This window comes from Paenibacillus antri, assembly GCF_005765165.1.
Classification (GTDB): Bacteria; Bacillota; Bacilli; order Paenibacillales; family YIM-B00363; genus Paenibacillus_AE; species Paenibacillus_AE antri.
Genome location: NZ_VCIW01000001.1, coordinates 730,986 through 746,151 on the forward strand (window position 1 = coordinate 730,986; position 15,166 = coordinate 746,151).

At 62.6% G+C, this 15,166-nt stretch carries 16 protein-coding genes; 2 read left to right on the forward strand and 14 right to left on the reverse strand.

The window, feature by feature from the left end; all coding sequences use genetic code 11:
* Window positions 1-11: 11 nt before the first annotated feature.
* The 10 genes from FE782_RS02880 to FE782_RS02925 form a co-directional block, all read right to left on the reverse strand.
* Window positions 12-695: an urease accessory protein UreF gene (locus FE782_RS02880; RefSeq protein WP_138192292.1), complete on the reverse strand. Its 684-nt coding sequence runs from the start codon at window positions 693-695 to the stop codon at window positions 12-14.
* Complete coding sequence (gene ureC / locus FE782_RS02885) at window positions 692-2,407, reverse strand: urease subunit alpha (RefSeq protein ID WP_439116416.1); 1,716 nt, start codon at window positions 2,405-2,407, stop codon at window positions 692-694. The genes FE782_RS02880 and ureC overlap by 4 nt, the downstream gene beginning before the upstream one ends.
* 5 nt (window positions 2,408-2,412) lie before the next feature.
* Window positions 2,413-2,787: an urease subunit beta gene (locus tag FE782_RS02890; protein WP_439116412.1), complete on the reverse strand. Its 375-nt coding sequence runs from the start codon at window positions 2,785-2,787 to the stop codon at window positions 2,413-2,415.
* Window positions 2,788-2,800: 13 nt separating this feature from the next.
* Window positions 2,801-3,103: an urease subunit gamma gene (locus tag FE782_RS02895; protein ID WP_138192296.1), complete on the reverse strand. Its 303-nt coding sequence runs from the start codon at window positions 3,101-3,103 to the stop codon at window positions 2,801-2,803.
* Between the two features lie 12 nt (window positions 3,104-3,115).
* Window positions 3,116-3,811: an urea ABC transporter ATP-binding subunit UrtE gene (urtE, locus tag FE782_RS02900; protein WP_138192298.1), complete on the reverse strand. Its 696-nt coding sequence runs from the start codon at window positions 3,809-3,811 to the stop codon at window positions 3,116-3,118.
* Window positions 3,812-3,818: 7 nt separating this feature from the next.
* Entirely contained in the window at window positions 3,819-4,583 is a 765-nt protein-coding gene (urtD, locus tag FE782_RS02905; RefSeq protein WP_138192300.1) for an urea ABC transporter ATP-binding protein UrtD, read from the reverse strand.
* On the reverse strand, window positions 4,531-5,649 hold the full coding sequence (gene urtC / locus FE782_RS02910) for an urea ABC transporter permease subunit UrtC (RefSeq protein WP_138192302.1): 1,119 nt from the start codon (window positions 5,647-5,649) through the stop codon (window positions 4,531-4,533). The genes urtD and urtC overlap by 53 nt, the downstream gene beginning before the upstream one ends.
* 13 nt (window positions 5,650-5,662) lie before the next feature.
* Complete coding sequence (gene urtB / locus FE782_RS02915; protein WP_138192304.1) at window positions 5,663-6,574, reverse strand: urea ABC transporter permease subunit UrtB; 912 nt, start codon at window positions 6,572-6,574, stop codon at window positions 5,663-5,665.
* A 109-nt stretch (window positions 6,575-6,683) separates the two neighbouring features.
* Complete coding sequence (gene urtA / locus FE782_RS02920) at window positions 6,684-7,937, reverse strand: urea ABC transporter substrate-binding protein (RefSeq protein ID WP_138192306.1); 1,254 nt, start codon at window positions 7,935-7,937, stop codon at window positions 6,684-6,686.
* A 255-nt stretch (window positions 7,938-8,192) separates the two neighbouring features.
* Window positions 8,193-8,777 carry a guanylate kinase gene (locus FE782_RS02925; protein WP_138192308.1) on the reverse strand — a complete coding sequence of 195 codons (585 nt, stop codon included), beginning with the start codon at window positions 8,775-8,777 and terminating at the stop codon, window positions 8,193-8,195.
* Between the two features lie 172 nt (window positions 8,778-8,949).
* Between FE782_RS02925 and FE782_RS02930 the strand changes: the two genes are divergently transcribed.
* A complete protein-coding gene (locus FE782_RS02930; RefSeq protein WP_138192309.1) occupies window positions 8,950-10,131 on the forward strand; it encodes an HD domain-containing phosphohydrolase in 1,182 nt (393 codons plus the stop codon).
* 64 nt (window positions 10,132-10,195) lie between these two features.
* Here the strand turns inward: FE782_RS02930 and FE782_RS02935 are convergent, their stop codons facing one another.
* The 3 genes from FE782_RS02935 to FE782_RS02945 all read right to left on the reverse strand — a co-directional run bounded on the left by FE782_RS02935 (window position 10,196) and on the right by FE782_RS02945 (window position 13,044).
* Window positions 10,196-10,816 carry a fumarylacetoacetate hydrolase family protein gene (locus tag FE782_RS02935; protein ID WP_138192311.1) on the reverse strand — a complete coding sequence of 207 codons (621 nt, stop codon included), beginning with the start codon at window positions 10,814-10,816 and terminating at the stop codon, window positions 10,196-10,198.
* Window positions 10,817-10,867: 51 nt separating this feature from the next.
* Entirely contained in the window at window positions 10,868-12,196 is a 1,329-nt protein-coding gene (locus FE782_RS02940; RefSeq protein ID WP_158299229.1) for a CapA family protein, read from the reverse strand.
* 89 nt (window positions 12,197-12,285) lie between these two features.
* Window positions 12,286-13,044, reverse strand: coding sequence for a spore coat protein (locus FE782_RS02945; protein ID WP_138192315.1), 759 nt, complete (start codon window positions 13,042-13,044; stop codon window positions 12,286-12,288).
* A 135-nt stretch (window positions 13,045-13,179) separates the two neighbouring features.
* On the opposite strand from FE782_RS02945, the gene FE782_RS02950 reads away from it, so the two are divergent.
* Complete coding sequence (locus tag FE782_RS02950; protein ID WP_138192317.1) at window positions 13,180-14,391, forward strand: MFS transporter; 1,212 nt, start codon at window positions 13,180-13,182, stop codon at window positions 14,389-14,391.
* Here FE782_RS02950 and FE782_RS02955 read toward each other — a convergent pair.
* Window positions 14,351-15,136, reverse strand: coding sequence for a transposase (locus FE782_RS02955; RefSeq protein ID WP_138192319.1), 786 nt, complete (start codon window positions 15,134-15,136; stop codon window positions 14,351-14,353). The genes FE782_RS02950 and FE782_RS02955 overlap by 41 nt on opposite strands.
* Window positions 15,137-15,166 lie beyond the last annotated feature (30 nt).

Consider the following 15,166-nt stretch of genomic DNA (forward strand, 5'->3'; position numbering starts at 1 on the left):
TGCGTTGTTCCTCAAGACATGAATAACCGGCTGTATAACCCTTCGTGCCGCATCATGTACCCGTCCATCGCCGGCATCGCCGAATAATACGCCTCGGGATCGTCGTCTCGCACCGCCGCCCACGCCTCGCCGACGACCGGCAGCAGCGACGCGAGCAGCGACTGCGCCTCCGTCTGCCCGATCGACATGAGCCGCAGCGCCGTATTCGTCGCGAGCGTGGCGCACGCGTAGAGATACCCTTCCGCCGCCTCGTCTTCGGAGACGCCGAGTCGATAAGCGACGTACCCGTGCACCGTCGGATGCGCGCCGGGGCACGCCTCCTCGCGCACGGCGCGCTCCAGCGGCGCCCACTCCAGCGCCGGATGCATGGCGGCGGCGAGCCGCAGCAGCCGCCGGCCCATCTTCAGCGCGCCGTCGCGCGACTCGAAGGCGAGGCGCGACGCGTGCTGCCTCTCGTCCAGCGCCCAGACGCGCTCCCACTCGCCGGCCGCGGCGCCCCAGCGGTATACCGCCTTGACGGCGGCGAGGTCCATCGGCGCCCACGACTGCCGCAGCATGGCGGCGATGTAGTCGCCGACGTCGGCGCGCGTCGCGACGACGCCTTCCTGCACGGCCGTCTCGAGGCCGAACGAGTGGGAGAAGGCGCCGATCGGCAGCGCCGAGTCGAGCAGCTGCGCGAACGCCCAGCGGCTCAAAACAAGAAGTACCGCTGCGCCATCGGCAGCGTCTCCGCGGGCTCGCACGTAAGATGCTCGCCGTCAACCCGAACCTCGTACGTCTCCGGGTTCACCTCGATGAGCGGCGTCTCGCCGTTGTGGATCATGTCCGCCTTCCCCACGTCGCGGCACCGCCGCACCGGCTCCACCCGCTTCTGCAGCCCCAGCTCCCGATGCACGCCCGCGTCGTACGCCGCTTGCGAGACGAACGTAATGCTCGTGGCGTACCGCATCTTGCCGAAGGCGCCGAACATCGGCCGCCCCCACACCGGCTGCGGCGTCGGGATCGACGCGTTCGGGTCGCCCATCTGCGCCCAAGCGATGCCGCCGCCCTTCAGCACCATGTCCGGCTTCACGCCGAAGTACGCAGGACTCCACAGAACGAGGTCCGCGAACTTGCCCGGCTCGATCGAGCCGACCAGATGCGACATGCCGTGCGCGATCGCCGGGTTGATCGTGTACTTCGCGACGTATCGCTTGATCCGGCCGTTGTCGACGCCCTCGGCGTCGCCGAGCGCCGTCAGGGGGCCGAACTGCTTCTTCATCTTGTCCGCCGTCTGCCACGTTCGAATGAGCACCTCGCCGACGCGGCCCATCGCCTGCGAGTCCGACGAAATCATGCTGAACACGCCGCGGTCGTGCAGGATGTCCTCCGCCGCGATCGTCTCCGGCCGGATTCGCGAATCCGCGAACGCCACGTCCTCGGGGATCGAGGCGTCGAGATGATGGCATACCATCAGCATGTCGAGATGCTCCTCGATCGTGTTGACCGTGAACGGGCGCGTCGGGTTCGTCGACGACGGCAGCACGTTCGGCAGCGACGCGATCTTAATAATGTCCGGGGCGTGCCCGCCGCCGGCGCCTTCCGTATGGTACGTGTGAATCGTGCGTCCGCGAATCGCGGCGATCGTATCCTCCACGAAGCCGGATTCGTTCAGCGTGTCCGTATGGATCGCCACCTGCACGTCGTACGCGTCCGCCACCCGCAGACACGCGTCGATCGCCGCCGGCGTCGTGCCCCAATCCTCGTGCAGCTTCAGCCCGATCGCGCCCGCTTCGATCTGCTCCCGCAGCGGCTCCTCGAAGGAGGCGTTGCCTTTGCCTAAGAAGCCTAAGTTCATCGGGAACGCTTCGGCCGCCTCCAGCATCCGGTGCATATGCCATGCGCCCGGCGTCACCGTCGTCGCGTTCGTGCCCGTCGCCGGTCCCGTGCCGCCGCCGAGCATCGTCGTCACGCCCGAGGCGAGCGCCTCGTCGATCTGCTGCGGACAGATGAAGTGGATATGGCTGTCGATGCCGCCCGCGGTGACGATCTTGCCTTCGCCCGCGATGACCTCCGTCGAGGCGCCGACGACGAGCCTCGGGTCGACCCCGTCCATCATGTCGGGATTGCCGGCCTTGCCGACGGCGACGATGCGCCCGTCGCGGATGCCGATATCCCCTTTCACGATGCCCCAATGATCGATGACCGTCGCGTTCGTAATGACGGTATCCAGCACGCCGTCGTGCGCGCGCGTCGCCCGGGACGATTGCCCCATCCCGTCGCGAATCGTCTTGCCGCCGCCGAATTTGATTTCGTCGCCATAGACGGTGAAGTCTTTCTCGATGACCGCCCACAAATCCGTGTCGGCCAGACGGACGGCGTCGCCCGTCGTCGGCCCGAACATGTTCGCGTAGGCGGCGCGGTTCATCTTCGTCACGAGCCGGCTCCCTCCCACGCTTCAAGCCTCGCCGCAACGAAGTCCGGCAGCGGCTCGCCGGCGATCGCGGGTCCGGCCGCGATGCCGCTCATGCCGTAGGCGAGCCGCGAGCCGCCGATCGCGACGAGCGTCACAGGCTTCTCCTCGCCCGGCTCGAACCGGACGGCCGAGCCGGACGGAATGAGAAGCCGCATGCCGTACGCCTTCAGCCGATCGAACAGCAGCGCCCGGTTCACCTCGAAGAAATGCGCATGCGAGCCGACCTGCACCGGCCGGTCGCCCGTGTTCATTACCGTAATCACCGTTCGCGTTCTGCCGGCGACGAGCTCGACGTCGCCCGCCGCCGCGCGAATTTCCCCTGGGACCAGCATGACTCGTTCCTCCTCATCGAATCGGGTCGTGTACCGTCACGAGCTTCGTTCCGTCCGGGAACGTCGCTTCGACCTGCACCTCGTGCACGATGTCCGGCACGCCCTCCATCACCTGCTCTCGCGTCAGCACCTTCGCTCCCATCTGCATCAGCTGCGCCACCGTCAGCCCGTCCCGGGCGCCCTCCAGCAGCTCCGACGTAATGAGCGCCGTCGCCTCGGGCACGTTCAGCTTCACGCCGCGCGCCAGTCGGCGTCTCGCGACGTCGGCGGCCATCGTGACGAGCAGCTTCTCCTTTTCCCTCTCCGTCAAATGCACGTCGATCGCCTCCTACACCGTCAAGTGTCGATGAATGATGCTTTCGTCCAGCTCCTCGATGGCGCCCTGCGCGACGATCGTGCCCTTATCGAGCACGAGGAACGCGTCGGCCGCCTCCCGGGCGAACGTCACGCTCTGCTCGACGAGCAGCACGGCGAGCCCTTCGGCGCGCAGCTCGCCGATCAAGCGGGCGATGTCCATCACGATGTTCGGCTGGATGCCCTCCGTCGGCTCGTCGAGCAGCAGCATCGCAGGCTCCGACACGAGCGCCCGCGCGAACGCAAGCTGCTGCTGCTGCCCGCCGGAGAGGTCCCCGCCGCGGCGCGAACGCATCTCGTACAGCGCCGGGAACCGCTCGTAGACGGCCGCCGGCACGCCGGCGCGCCTTCGCTTCGGGTTCGCCTCGAGCCCGAGCAGCACGTTCTCCTCCACGGTCAGCTGCGGGAAAATTTCGCGTCCCTGCGGCACGTACCCGATCCCGCCGCGGGCGCGCCGGGACGGCGGCTCGCCGATCAGCTCGTCGCCGTTCCACCGAACGGAGCCGCGCTTCGCCCGGATAACGCCCATGATCGTCTTCAACAGGGTCGTCTTGCCGACCCCGTTCCTTCCCATCAAGCAGGTGACGCGGCCGGGCGCCAGCGAGAAGCCGACGTCGCGCACCACCATGCTCTCTCCGTATCCCGATTCCAATCCGCTGACCGTCAACATGCGCCGTTCACCCCGCCATCTTTCCTAAATACACTTCGGCCACCCGCTCGTCGCGCTGCACCTCGGCCATCGTGCCTTCCGTCAGCAGCGTCCCCTCGTGCATGACCGTCACCTTCGAGGAGAATTGCCGGACGAAATCCATATCGTGCTCGACGACGACGACGCTGCGATTTTTGATGATCTCTTGCAGCAGCCGTCCGGTCTTCTCGGTTTCCTCGTCCGTCATGCCCGCCACCGGCTCATCCAGCAGCAGCACCTGAGGTTCGGCCAAGAGAATCATGCCGATCTCGAGCCACTGCTTCTCGCCGTGCGACAGCGCCCCCGCCTTCCAGCCGGCCTTGCCCGCGAGCCCGACCATCCGCAGCGCTTCGTCGATGCGCTCCCGCTGCTCGGCCTCAAGCTTCGCGAACAGGAGCGAGAACACGTCCCGCTTCTGCTTCAGCGCGATCTCCAGGTTCTCCCACACCGTGAGCGCGGCGAAGACGGACGGCGCCTGGAACTTCCGCCCGATGCCGCAGGAGGCGATGCCGTGCTCCTTCAGCCGGGTCAGATCGATGTCCGCTTCGCCTTGATGGAACAGCACGCTGCCGCTCTTCGGCTTCACCTTGCCGCAGATCGCGTCCAACATCGTCGTCTTGCCGGCCCCGTTCGGACCGATGAGGAACCGAAGCTCCCCGTGCGCCAGCGAGAAATCCATCTCCCGCAGCGCGTAAAATCCGTCAAAGCTGACGCTCACCTTCCGGCACGACAGGACGATACGGGATTCGATCATGACGCTTCCCCCTTCTTCGAATGAAGTCGACCGCCGAGCCGAACAGCCCGACGAGCCCCCGCGGCAGAAACACGACGACAACAATGAACAACGCCCCGAGGAAAATGAGCCACCCGTCCGGATACGCTTCGCTGATCAGACTCTTGGACCAGTTGAGCGCGAGCGTCCCGACGACCGCTCCGATCAAGGTGCCTCGGCCGCCGGCCGCCACCCACAACACCATCTCGATCGACGGCACGATGCCCATCATCGACGGGGAGATGATCCCGACGTGAAACACGAACAGCACCCCGGCGAGACCCGCGAACGCGCCCGACAGCGCGAACGCGAACGACTGGAACACCGCGGGATCGTAGCCGAAGAAGCGCACTCGGTTTTCCCCGTCGCGGATCGCCTCGAGCACGCGCGCGAGCCGCGTCGACACGAGCCAGCGGCACAGGACGAAGCTGCCGATCAGCACCGCCGCGGTGATGTAATACAGCGCCGTCTTCACGTTCGGGTCGCTGAGCGAAAATCCGAGCACGGTCTTGAACGACGTAATGCCGTTCGTACCGCCGGTATACCCCTGCTGCCCGACGAACAGCGTCACCGCGATAATGACGAGCGCCTGCGTCAGAATCGTGAAGTACACGCCGCGCACCCGGTTGCGGAACGTAAACCAGCCGAGCGCGAAGGCGAGCAGCGCCGGGAGCGCGATCGCCGCGGCCAGCGCGAAGCCGAAGCTGCCGAACGGCGCCCAGAACGCAGGCAGCTTGTCGATCCCGCTCCAGCTCATGAAGTCGGGCAGCTTCCCGCCCGTCGCCTCTAACTTCAAATACATCGCCATGCTATAAGCCCCTACTCCGAAAAAGACTCCCTGCCCCAAGCTCAAAATTCCCGTATACCCCCACAACAGGTCCAAGCCGAGCGCCAGTATCGCGAACGCTAAAAACTTGGACAGCAGGTTCAGCCGGAAATCCGACAGAAACATCGGGGCGATCAAGAGCAAGACGACGGCGACGCCGTACGCCGCGAGCAGCCACGGCTTCGGGATCCGCCGGCCGAGCCCCGTTCCTTTGCTAAGCATGCGTCATCCCCCTCTACTGTCCGTCGAGCGCCCGCGTCTTCATCGCGACGAAGCCGCGCGGGCGCCACTGCAGGAACGCTACGACGAGCGCGAATACGAGCACCTTGCCGAGCGACGCCGACGTCCACGATTCGAACATCGTGCTCGTAATGCCGATGCCGGCGGCGCCGACGACGGTGCCGATCAGCTTGCCGACGCCGCCGAGCACGACGACCATGAACGCGTCGACGATGTAATACGTGCCGAGCGACGGCCCGATCGGCCCGAGCAGCGACAGCGCGCAGCCCGCGACGCCGGCGATGCCGGCCCCGATGGCGAAGCTCGCCGCGTCGACGCGCCGCGTCGAGACGCCGAGGCAGGCGGCCATGTCGCGATTTTGCATGACGGCCCGCATGTTGCGGCCGGCGCGCGAGCGATAGATGTAGAAATACATCGCGGTGAGCACCGCGAGGACGAGCGCGATGATGAACAATCGCTTATACGTCAGAACGAGACCCGATCCGATGTCGAGCCCGCCGTTCAGCCAGGACGGGCTCGTCACCGCGACGTTCGGGGCGCCGAACACGCTGCGCGCCGCTTGCTGCAGCACCATGCCGACGCCCCATGTCGCGAGCAGGCTGTCGAGCGGCCGGCCGTAGAGGAATCGGATCAGCCCGATCTCCATCAGCCAGCCGACGAACGCCGCCGCCGCGAACGACAGCGGCAGCGCCAAGACGAAATACCAGTCGAACGACGCCTTCGGCGCGTACGCGAGGAAGGCGTGCTGCACGACGTACGCCGTATACGCGCCGATCATGATCAGCTCGCCGTGCGCCATGTTGATGACGTTCATCAGCCCGAAGGTGACGGCGAGGCCCAGCGCGACGAGCAGTAAAATCGAGCTGACGCTGATGCCGTTAAACAGCTGAAGGATCCATACTTCCATCATTCACACTCCTTCTTGCGCGAGTTGGACAAGAAGGGCGGCGAAGATCCGCCGCCCGGCCATTATGCTTCCTTCCGCTTCCGAACGTTCCGCTTCTCCTTGCGGCTCGTCACTCGCCTTCGCTTAAAGATGCCGCCCACTCGTAGCCCTTCAGGTACGGGTCCGGCTTCACCGGCTCCGGCGTGCTGTAGATTTCCTTAATCATGCCGTCCGTCTGCACTTCGCCGATGCGTACGGGCTTATAGATGTGCTGCGTCTCGCCGTCGATCGTCACGAGACCTTCCGGCGCGTCGAACGTCAATCCCGCGGCCGCTTCCTTCACCTTATCGACGTCCGTCGAACCGGCCTTCTCGACCGCCGCCGCCCACAGGTACACCGCGATGTAGCCCGCTTCCGCCGGATCGCTCGTTACGCGGTCTTCGCCGTAAGCCGCCTTGTACGCCTCGACGAACGCCTTGTTCTCCTCCGTCTCCGTCGTCTGGTAATAATTCCAAGCCGTCAGATGCCCTTCCAGCACGTCGGGCCCGATGCCGCGAACCTCTTCCTCCGCGACCGAGACGGACAGCGTCGTGATGTCGTCGGCGCCGATGCCTGCATCCTTCAACTGCTTGAAGAACGCCACGTTGCTGTCGCCGTTGAGCGTGTTATACACGATATCCGGCTTCGCCGCTTGAATTTTGCTGATGACCGTCGAATAGTCCGTATGGCCGAGCGGCGTATACTCTTCGCCTACAAGCGTGCCGCCCTCCGCTTCGAGCTGCGCCTTGATGATCTTGTTCGCCGTTCTCGGGAACACGTAGTCCGAGCCGAGCAGGAAGAACGACTTCCCGCGGTTTTCCAGCAGCCACGTGACCGACGGCACGATCTGCTGGTTCGTCGTCGCGCCGGTGTACATTATGTTCGGCGATTGCTCCAGCCCTTCGTATTGCACCGGGTACCAGAGCAAGCCGTTCAGCTCCTCGAACACCGGCAGCATCGCCTTCCGGCTCGCCGACGTCCAGCCGCCGAACACCGTCGCCACGCCGTCGCTCGAAATGAGCTTTCTCGCCTTCTCCGCGAACGTCGGCCAGTCGGACGCGCCGTCCTCGATGACCGGTTCGATTTGCTTGCCTAATACGCCGCCCTTTTCGTTAATCTCCTTGATCGCCAGCAGCTCCGAGTCGTGGACCGATACTTCGCTGATCGCCATCGTCCCGCTCAGACTGTGCAAGATGCCGACTTTAATCGTCTCCCCCGTCTCGTTAGATGTCGTAGAACCCCCGGTGCCGCTCTCCGTCGTCGTCGAAGCCCCCGTCGCGCATGCCGTCAGTACCATAGCGGCCGCAACGAACGACGACGCCAACATAGACAACCTTCTCTTCATATCTACACCACTCCCCGATGGTTTCCGAACGATTCTTCTCTGTATGTGGCGAATCGTTCGTTAGCCAAATTATAGAAGCGCTCGAACTTACATGTCAATATAATTTACACAGAAATAATTTATTACCTTATAAACATAACATATACATTACATATAGATTGATTTTTAACTATTCGTCACGTAAACTCACAAAAAAAAAGCCCGAGCGCCGCAACGCTCGAGCTTTTTCGAAGCCTATTCCGAATGAATCTTACATTAGTCTTTGTCGACCAGATCCCGCTGCAGATACTCTTCCAGTACGTTCGTCACGTGGAAAATCGTGTGCCCGAGGTCGTTGATGTTTTCCACCGAATGCTCGCACTGCGGCCCGTACGCCATGTCCTCGTCGTAGTGGGATAATCGCTGCTCGATTTCCGGCTCTGACAACCCTTCCTGCACCTGCCGCTCTCGGATCGTATTCCGGTCCGCGTACAGGAAGATGCGGACGACGACGTCGCCGTACAGCTCCCGCAGAATGTCCGCGCCGTGGCGGTTGAGAATGAGGTAAACGCTTCCCTTCTCGAACGCGGAAGAAATATCCGCTTCCTTAACGCCGTACCGGTATCCGTCGATCGTCAGATGCTCCACGAATTGACCCGACGCCGCCGCTTCCCGGAATTCCGCCTCGCTGACGAAGTTGTAATCCTGCCCATCCTCTTCGATCGGCCGCCTGCCCCGCGTCGTATACGAGATGACCTTCCTGACGCCAAGGGTAAGGCCGACCGCGTCCGCCACGGACTTGCGTCCCGATCCGTCGGGCCCCGTAAACACGAAAATATACTTGCCGTCCGAATTCGCCATTCGCGCCACCTCCATGGTTAGTCTTTATGCGTAATCCTATCATATAATGATACGTCTAAATATTCAAAAAATTTTTTCGTTTCGAAAAAACCGTCGATAAACCGCGCTCTCTCTGCTAAAATAAGGTTGCTATTTAACAGGATAAAGCAACCAGCCGGAGAGGTGCCGACGCATGCATGATGAATACGAATTAGAAGTCGTCAAGATGAAGCAAGACCTGTCGTCCGAGCAGATGCTTAGCGTCATCTTCGAATACACGGCCAAGATCGCGAACGAACGCATTCTCGACAACGTGTTGATCCTCATGGCGAACATGGGCCGCGAGATGGTCGTAGCCGACCGTTGCTCGGTCTGGCTCATCGACGAGCGGACCGAAGAGCTGTTCACGACGGTCGCGCACGGCGTCAAAGAAATTCGGATCCCGCTGAATTCCGGTCTCGTCGGCATGTCGATCTCCTCCGGCGAAGCGATCTTCATCGACGACGCCTACACCAACGTACCGTACCGGGACGTCCTGCTGAGCGGCGCCATCGCCGTCGACAAGCGAACCGGCTATCATACGAAGGCGCTCATGGTCGTGCCGTTCCGGAACAACGAAGGGCGCATCATCGGAGCGTATCAAGCGATTAACAAGCTGACGGAAGCGGAAGTATTTTCGAACAAAGATCTCGAGTACTTGAAGCTGGCCGCCTCCTACTCCGGGAAGTCGATCGAATCCGTTATGCTGCAGCAGGAAATCGAAGAGACGCAGAAGGAAATCATCTTCACGATGGGCGAGATCGGCGAGAGCCGTTCGAAGGAGACGGGCAACCACGTCAAGCGCGTCGCGGAGTATTCCTACATACTGGCGCTCGGCATGGGCATCTCCCAAGAAGACGCCGAGAAGCTGAAGCTCGCGTCGCCGATGCACGACATCGGCAAGGTCGCGATTCCCGACGCCGTCCTGAAGAAGCCCGGCAAGCTGACGGACGAGGAATACGACGTCATGAAGACGCATACGACCATCGGATACAATCTTTTGAAAAATTCGCGCCGCGAGCTGCTGAAGATCGCCGCCGTCGTCGCTTCCCAGCACCACGAGAAGTGGAACGGCCGCGGCTACCCGAACGGACTGAAGGGCGAAGAAATCCACGTGTACGGTCGGATCACCGCGATCGCGGACGTGTTCGACGCCTTGGGCAGCGAGCGCGTATACAAGAAGGCTTGGGAGCTGGACCGCATCTTGAACTTGTTCAAGGAAGAGCGCGGCCAGCACTTCGACCCGAAGGTCGTCGACGCGTTTTTCGAGCAATTGCCCGCCATTTTGAAAATACGCGACGCTTACCAGGACGCCATTCCCGAAGCATCTGCGTAAACGAAGAAGCGAGGCCTCCATTCCATTTCGGAGCGCCTCGCTTCTTCGTTGTCCTCGCGTCCCGCTACTTCATCGAGATCGTGCAAGCGCCGACCGTTCGGCCTTCCAGAACGAGCTCCAGCGCGTCGCCGTCCGCGACCGGACCGACGCCCGCCGGCGTGCCCGTGAAGATGACGTCGCCTTCGTCGAGTCCGTAGTTCATACCCAGGTGATCGACCAGCGTCTGCAGCGAGAAGATCATCTCGCGCGCGAAGCCGCGCTGCGCCGTCTCGCCGTTCTTCTTTAGCAGAAACTCGACGTCTTGAATCGCGGCCGCTCCGGGGAATGGCATCCATTCGCAGATCGGCGCCGAATGGCGGAAGCCCTTGGCCGCGAGCCACGGCTGCCCCTTGCTCTTCAGCGCGGATTGCACGTCCCGAAGCGTGAAGTCCAGCCCGAGCGTCATCCGGTCGACCAAGTCGTCGACGCTTGCCCCCGGCTCGTACGCCTTAGCGACGCGAAGCACGATCTCCGCTTCGTGATGCACTTCGCCGACGCCCGCCGGCATCGGAACGGTTCCCTCGAACGGCACGAGCGCATGCGTCGGTTTCAGAAATACGATCGGCGACTTCGGCACCTCGTTGCCGAGCTCCTTCGCGTGCATCGCGTAATTGCGCCCGATGCAGTATACATTGCGGTATTTCATATCGTGGCGGTCTCCTCTATGTACGACGTTCCTCGTTTGCGTTCGTCATCGTCACTCGTCGTCCGGCTCGATCTTCCCTTCGGCGTCGACCGACGCTCCCACGGACAGCTGATCGAGCCGAGCCAGCAGCTCCTTCGTCCGCTCCGGCGGCATCGGCTGCGGCTGCGGCGTATCCGCGAAGTACGGCGTCAGCTTCAGGCTGCAATCGCCGCCCTCGCCGCATTCCGCCTCCAGAATCGCGGCTTCGTACGTCAGCGGATCTTTGGATTTCGTGAAGATGAAGTTGCCCAAGCTGTACGCGATCCATCCGCCGCCGTACCGTTCGAACCCTTGCAGTACGTGCGGGTGCGACCCGACGACCAGATCCGCGCCGGCGTCGACGAACCGGCGGCCGAGGTCGACCTGCTTCTCCGGATGCGGCTCCTGCGCGCGCTCCTCGCCCCAATGCGCCATGACGACGACGAGATCCGCTTCTTCGGCGGCCTTCTTGATCGCCTTGACGGGCTCAGTATAATCGTACGTCTCCGCCAGCCCGAGACTATTTTTCCCGACCTTCCACGATACGTCCGGAACGACCCGCGTGAAGCCGAACACCGCGATGCGCAGCCCGTTCTTCTCGACGTAAACAGGCGTATACGCCTCGTCCATCGTCTCTCCGGCGCCGACGTGCAACAATTCGCTCTCTTCGAGATGCTTCATCGTATCGCGTAGCGCGTCCGGGCCGAAATCGAGCGTATGATTGTTCGCCAGGTTGACGAGATCGAAGCCCGCTTCCTTGAACGCGGGCAGCGCGTCCGGATCGCTGCGGAATTCGTATTGCTTCTTCCCCGGCTTCTCTCCGCCGAGCGACGTGACCGACGTTTCCAAATTCGCGATCGCCAGATCCGCGCCCTGCAGCTGCCCCTTCACATGCGTATACGGGTAATCGAAGCCGTGACGCTCTAGCAGCGTACCGACGTACTCTCCAAGCAGCACGTCGCCGACGAAGGCGAGCTTCACGCGTCCGCCGTCGCCGCCCGCGCCGGGCGTCTCGGTCTCCGGCGTCTCCGATCCGGGCCCTGCTCCCGGCTCCGTCGCTTCTCCGTCCGTCGACGTCTCCTGGCCCGCCGTTCCTTCGCCGTCGTCGCCCATCTCGTCTGCCGGCTCCTCCGGCGCAGCCGCTTCGTCGTCCGGCGCCTCGCTCTCGCCGGGCGTCGGCCCCGCGGCGCTCTCCTGCATCGGCCGCCCATCCGCGGTGTCCCCGCCCGAGTTCGACGCCCACACGTTCCAGGCGACGACGACGCCGACGGCGACCAACAACACCGCGTTCAACGCCGCGAGCTTGCGCCTTCGGGACGACGCCCGACGGCGGCGCATCGTTTCCGTTCTTGTTCGACTCATGCCAACCTGCTCCTTCTCCCCCCATTGCATCCTGTCATTATAACACAAAAGGAGAGCGTCCGGATGGGGCGCTCTCCCTACTTGGGCAATTATTGGTTCATGTAATGACCGGTCATCTGCGGCATATTCATCGCGTTCGGCGACATGCCGGCTTGGCCCGCTTGCATCGCTTGGTTGGAGTTCATGCGCTGCTGCATCTGACCCTGCATCCCGCCTTGCGCACCTTGCGCGGCTTGTCCGCCGTAGGCCGGCATGCCGCTCTGCATCTGGCCTGCCATTCCTTCTTCCATCATCAGCCCTTGGTTGTTCATCGGCAGGAACGAGTGGAGCATCGTCTTCGCCGTATGATCGTGAATCGTCGGCACTTGATACGTACCCTGCTGATTCATGAAGAGGAACGTCTCGTACGCTTGGTTGAAGCACGTGATCGCGCCGTTCATGAACATCTGGCGCAACGTCGGGTCGGTCACTTCGAGGCCGCGTTGAATGTGGCAAGTCGCGGAAGCTTTATGCGCCGCGAGAAGAGCCGAAGCGATCATCGTGTCGTTGAAGCGGCCCGTGCGCTGAGGAGCGACCGGCTGCGGGTTGCGCAAGCCGTATTTGAGCCGTTCCATGTTGGCGTCCGGCTGCGCGAACGGCGCCGGCATCCCTTGACGCGCGCTGAAATCGTGAGTGTACGCCACCATATTGTCGTACGCGGCGATCGCCATATCCATCTGGCGGCGAATCATCGAGCGAAGCTGTTCGTCTTGGGCTTCTTGCTCGTACAACGCCATATGGTTGATTAAATTCATCTTCTCCGACAAAATCTCCGAAACTTCCATCACTTCATGGGCACCGAATTTCACGGATTGGTCAGCTCCTTAACGATGTATAGCGCGAAACGCGCGGCATCCATTACGGTTCCCGTCGATTGGCAAATTTATGCATCGGATTTATTGTGTATAATGTAAAGGTCCGTATTCCCGGAACGGAGGACCCCCATGGAGCGTTGGAAAATCAATTTGGCCGTACTCTGGTTCGGTCAGTTTCTCGTCATGTCCGGCATGTCGATGATCATGCCGTTCATCTCTCTATACGTGCAGGAAGAATTAGGCGTCTCCGACCCGGCGCAAGTCGCCTGGTGGGCGAACGCGATCTTCGCCTCCAACTTCATTACGTCGTTCATCGCGCAGCCGCTATGGGGCGGGTTGGCCGACCGATACGGCCGCAAGATCATGCTGCTGCGCTCCGGATTCGGCATGGCGATCGTCATGCTGCTCATGGGCTTCGCGACGAGCGCTTGGCAGCTGCTCGCCCTTCGCATGTTGAACGGCGTCATCTCGGGCTACGTCCCCGCCGCCACCGCGTTAATGTCCGCCTCCGCGCCGAAGGAGCGGATGGGCTTCGCCATGGGCACGCTGCAGTCCGGCGCCGTCGCCGGTACGATCCTGGGCCCGTTCATCGGCGGCGTGCTCGCCGAGTGGGTCGGGTATCGGCCTATCTTCTATATCACAGGCAGCTTGCTGCTGCTCGCCAGTCTTCTCGCTTGGGCGGTCGTAAAGGAAAACTTCGTGCGGGACGGCTCCTCGCGCAAAGGCGCCGCCGTCTCCCTCGGCGACAGCTTCCGCCGGTTGATCAAGGCTCCGCAAATTCCGGCCCTGTTCGCGGTGACCGTCGGCATCCAAGTTGCGATGCTCAGTTCCCTGCTGCTGATCCCGCTATTCGTTCAAGAGCTGCACGGGACTGTGAGGCTTGCCTTCTACGCCGGTCTCGTCGGCTCCATCACAGGCTTCGCCAATATGGCGGCATCGCCGCTGCTCGGACGCTTCGCCGATCGCGTCGGCTACGAGAAGGTGCTGACCGTCTGCTTGATCGGCGCGGCGCTCTCCTTCATCCCGCAGGCGTTCGTCGATAACATCTGGCAGCTGATCGCGAGCCGGTTCCTGCTGGGGCTGTTCATGGGCGGCATGCTGCCGTCGGTGAACGCGCTGCTGCGCGTCTATACGCCCGACGGCATGGAAAGCCGCGCTTTCGGCTTCAACAGCAGCTTCCTCAGCCTCGGCAACATCCTCGGACCGATGATCGGGGGCGCCTTGGCGGGCTGGATCGGCATCCGCGGCATCTTCTTCTTCGCCTGCGTCATGCTTCTGACGAACGCCGCGTGGACGTGGGTTACGCTGCGGAAGAAGCGCGGCTCCTCCGCTCCCGGATAATGTCGCGGAGCGGCGGCGCCTCGATACAGGCGATCACGTTCAACAGAAAGCAGGACCTTCGCGCTTGGAAGAAAATCTTCTTGATCTCATGACGTTCCTCCCATTCGTCGCGCGTAATTTTCCCTGGCCTCGGCGGTTCCCCCTCTTCGACGCACTCGTATTGCAGGACGGCTTCCTTCGGGAAGTCGGGCGAGGCCTCGATGTCCGGATGAAGAAAGATCGCTTCCATCGGGTGTCTCAGCTCCGAGGCGACCGTCCTGCAGTAGTAGTCGAGCGCATCCTGAATCTTGCTCAACATCGAACAGGCCGTCTTGTAAGAGACGCCCAGTCGCTCGCGAAGGAAGCTCGGATGGAGCAAGCGATTATCATTCACCCACTTGATCGCGTAAAACCACTTCTTGAGCGGCGTCCTCGTCCGATGAAAGATCGTACCGGCCGTAATCGACACCTGGTACCTGCAGCTCGGCCTCGAGCATTCCATTAAACCCCGTTTCTCGACGGGATAACTAAGACGCTCGTAGCAACGCGGACAGCTAAAGCCTTGCGGCCACCGCTTCCGGACGACGTACTGCCGGCATACTTCCTCCGTCGGGAACACTTGCTCCATATCGAACCTTCCGTTCCATACGTCCCAATCGTCGATCGCATACGCCTTCGTCCACGCATCATCCATTGCATTCGCCGCGCAAGCCTCGGCCGTCCCGACCTCCACGATTGCCGCCTTTGCCGCCTTTGCCGCCCCCATCCGAGCCCCTCCCGGTTCCCCGTTTTCCCC

Bases quoted from the DNA above. Each gene is read 5' to 3' on its own strand.
- FE782_RS02930 (WP_138192309.1), top strand. From the start codon at position 8,950: ATGCATGATGAATACGAATTAGAAGTCGTCAAGATGAAGCAAGACCTG.
- ureC (WP_439116416.1), bottom strand. From the start codon at position 2,407: ATGAACCGCGCCGCCTACGCGAACATGTTCGGGCCGACGACGGGCGAC.
- FE782_RS02890 (WP_439116412.1), bottom strand. From the start codon at position 2,787: ATGCTGGTCCCAGGGGAAATTCGCGCGGCGGCGGGCGACGTCGAGCTC.
- urtD (WP_138192300.1), bottom strand. From the start codon at position 4,583: ATGATCGAATCCCGTATCGTCCTGTCGTGCCGGAAGGTGAGCGTCAGC.
- urtA (WP_138192306.1), bottom strand. From the start codon at position 7,937: ATGAAGAGAAGGTTGTCTATGTTGGCGTCGTCGTTCGTTGCGGCCGCT.
- FE782_RS02940 (WP_158299229.1), bottom strand. From the start codon at position 12,196: ATGAGTCGAACAAGAACGGAAACGATGCGCCGCCGTCGGGCGTCGTCC.
- urtE (WP_138192298.1), bottom strand. From the start codon at position 3,811: ATGTTGACGGTCAGCGGATTGGAATCGGGATACGGAGAGAGCATGGTG.
- FE782_RS02935 (WP_138192311.1), bottom strand. From the start codon at position 10,816: ATGAAATACCGCAATGTATACTGCATCGGGCGCAATTACGCGATGCAC.
- FE782_RS02955 (WP_138192319.1), bottom strand. From the start codon at position 15,136: ATGGGGGCGGCAAAGGCGGCAAAGGCGGCAATCGTGGAGGTCGGGACG.
- FE782_RS02925 (WP_138192308.1), bottom strand. From the start codon at position 8,777: ATGGCGAATTCGGACGGCAAGTATATTTTCGTGTTTACGGGGCCCGAC.
- urtB (WP_138192304.1), bottom strand. From the start codon at position 6,574: ATGGAAGTATGGATCCTTCAGCTGTTTAACGGCATCAGCGTCAGCTCG.
- FE782_RS02950 (WP_138192317.1), top strand. From the start codon at position 13,180: ATGGAGCGTTGGAAAATCAATTTGGCCGTACTCTGGTTCGGTCAGTTT.
- urtC (WP_138192302.1), bottom strand. From the start codon at position 5,649: ATGCTTAGCAAAGGAACGGGGCTCGGCCGGCGGATCCCGAAGCCGTGG.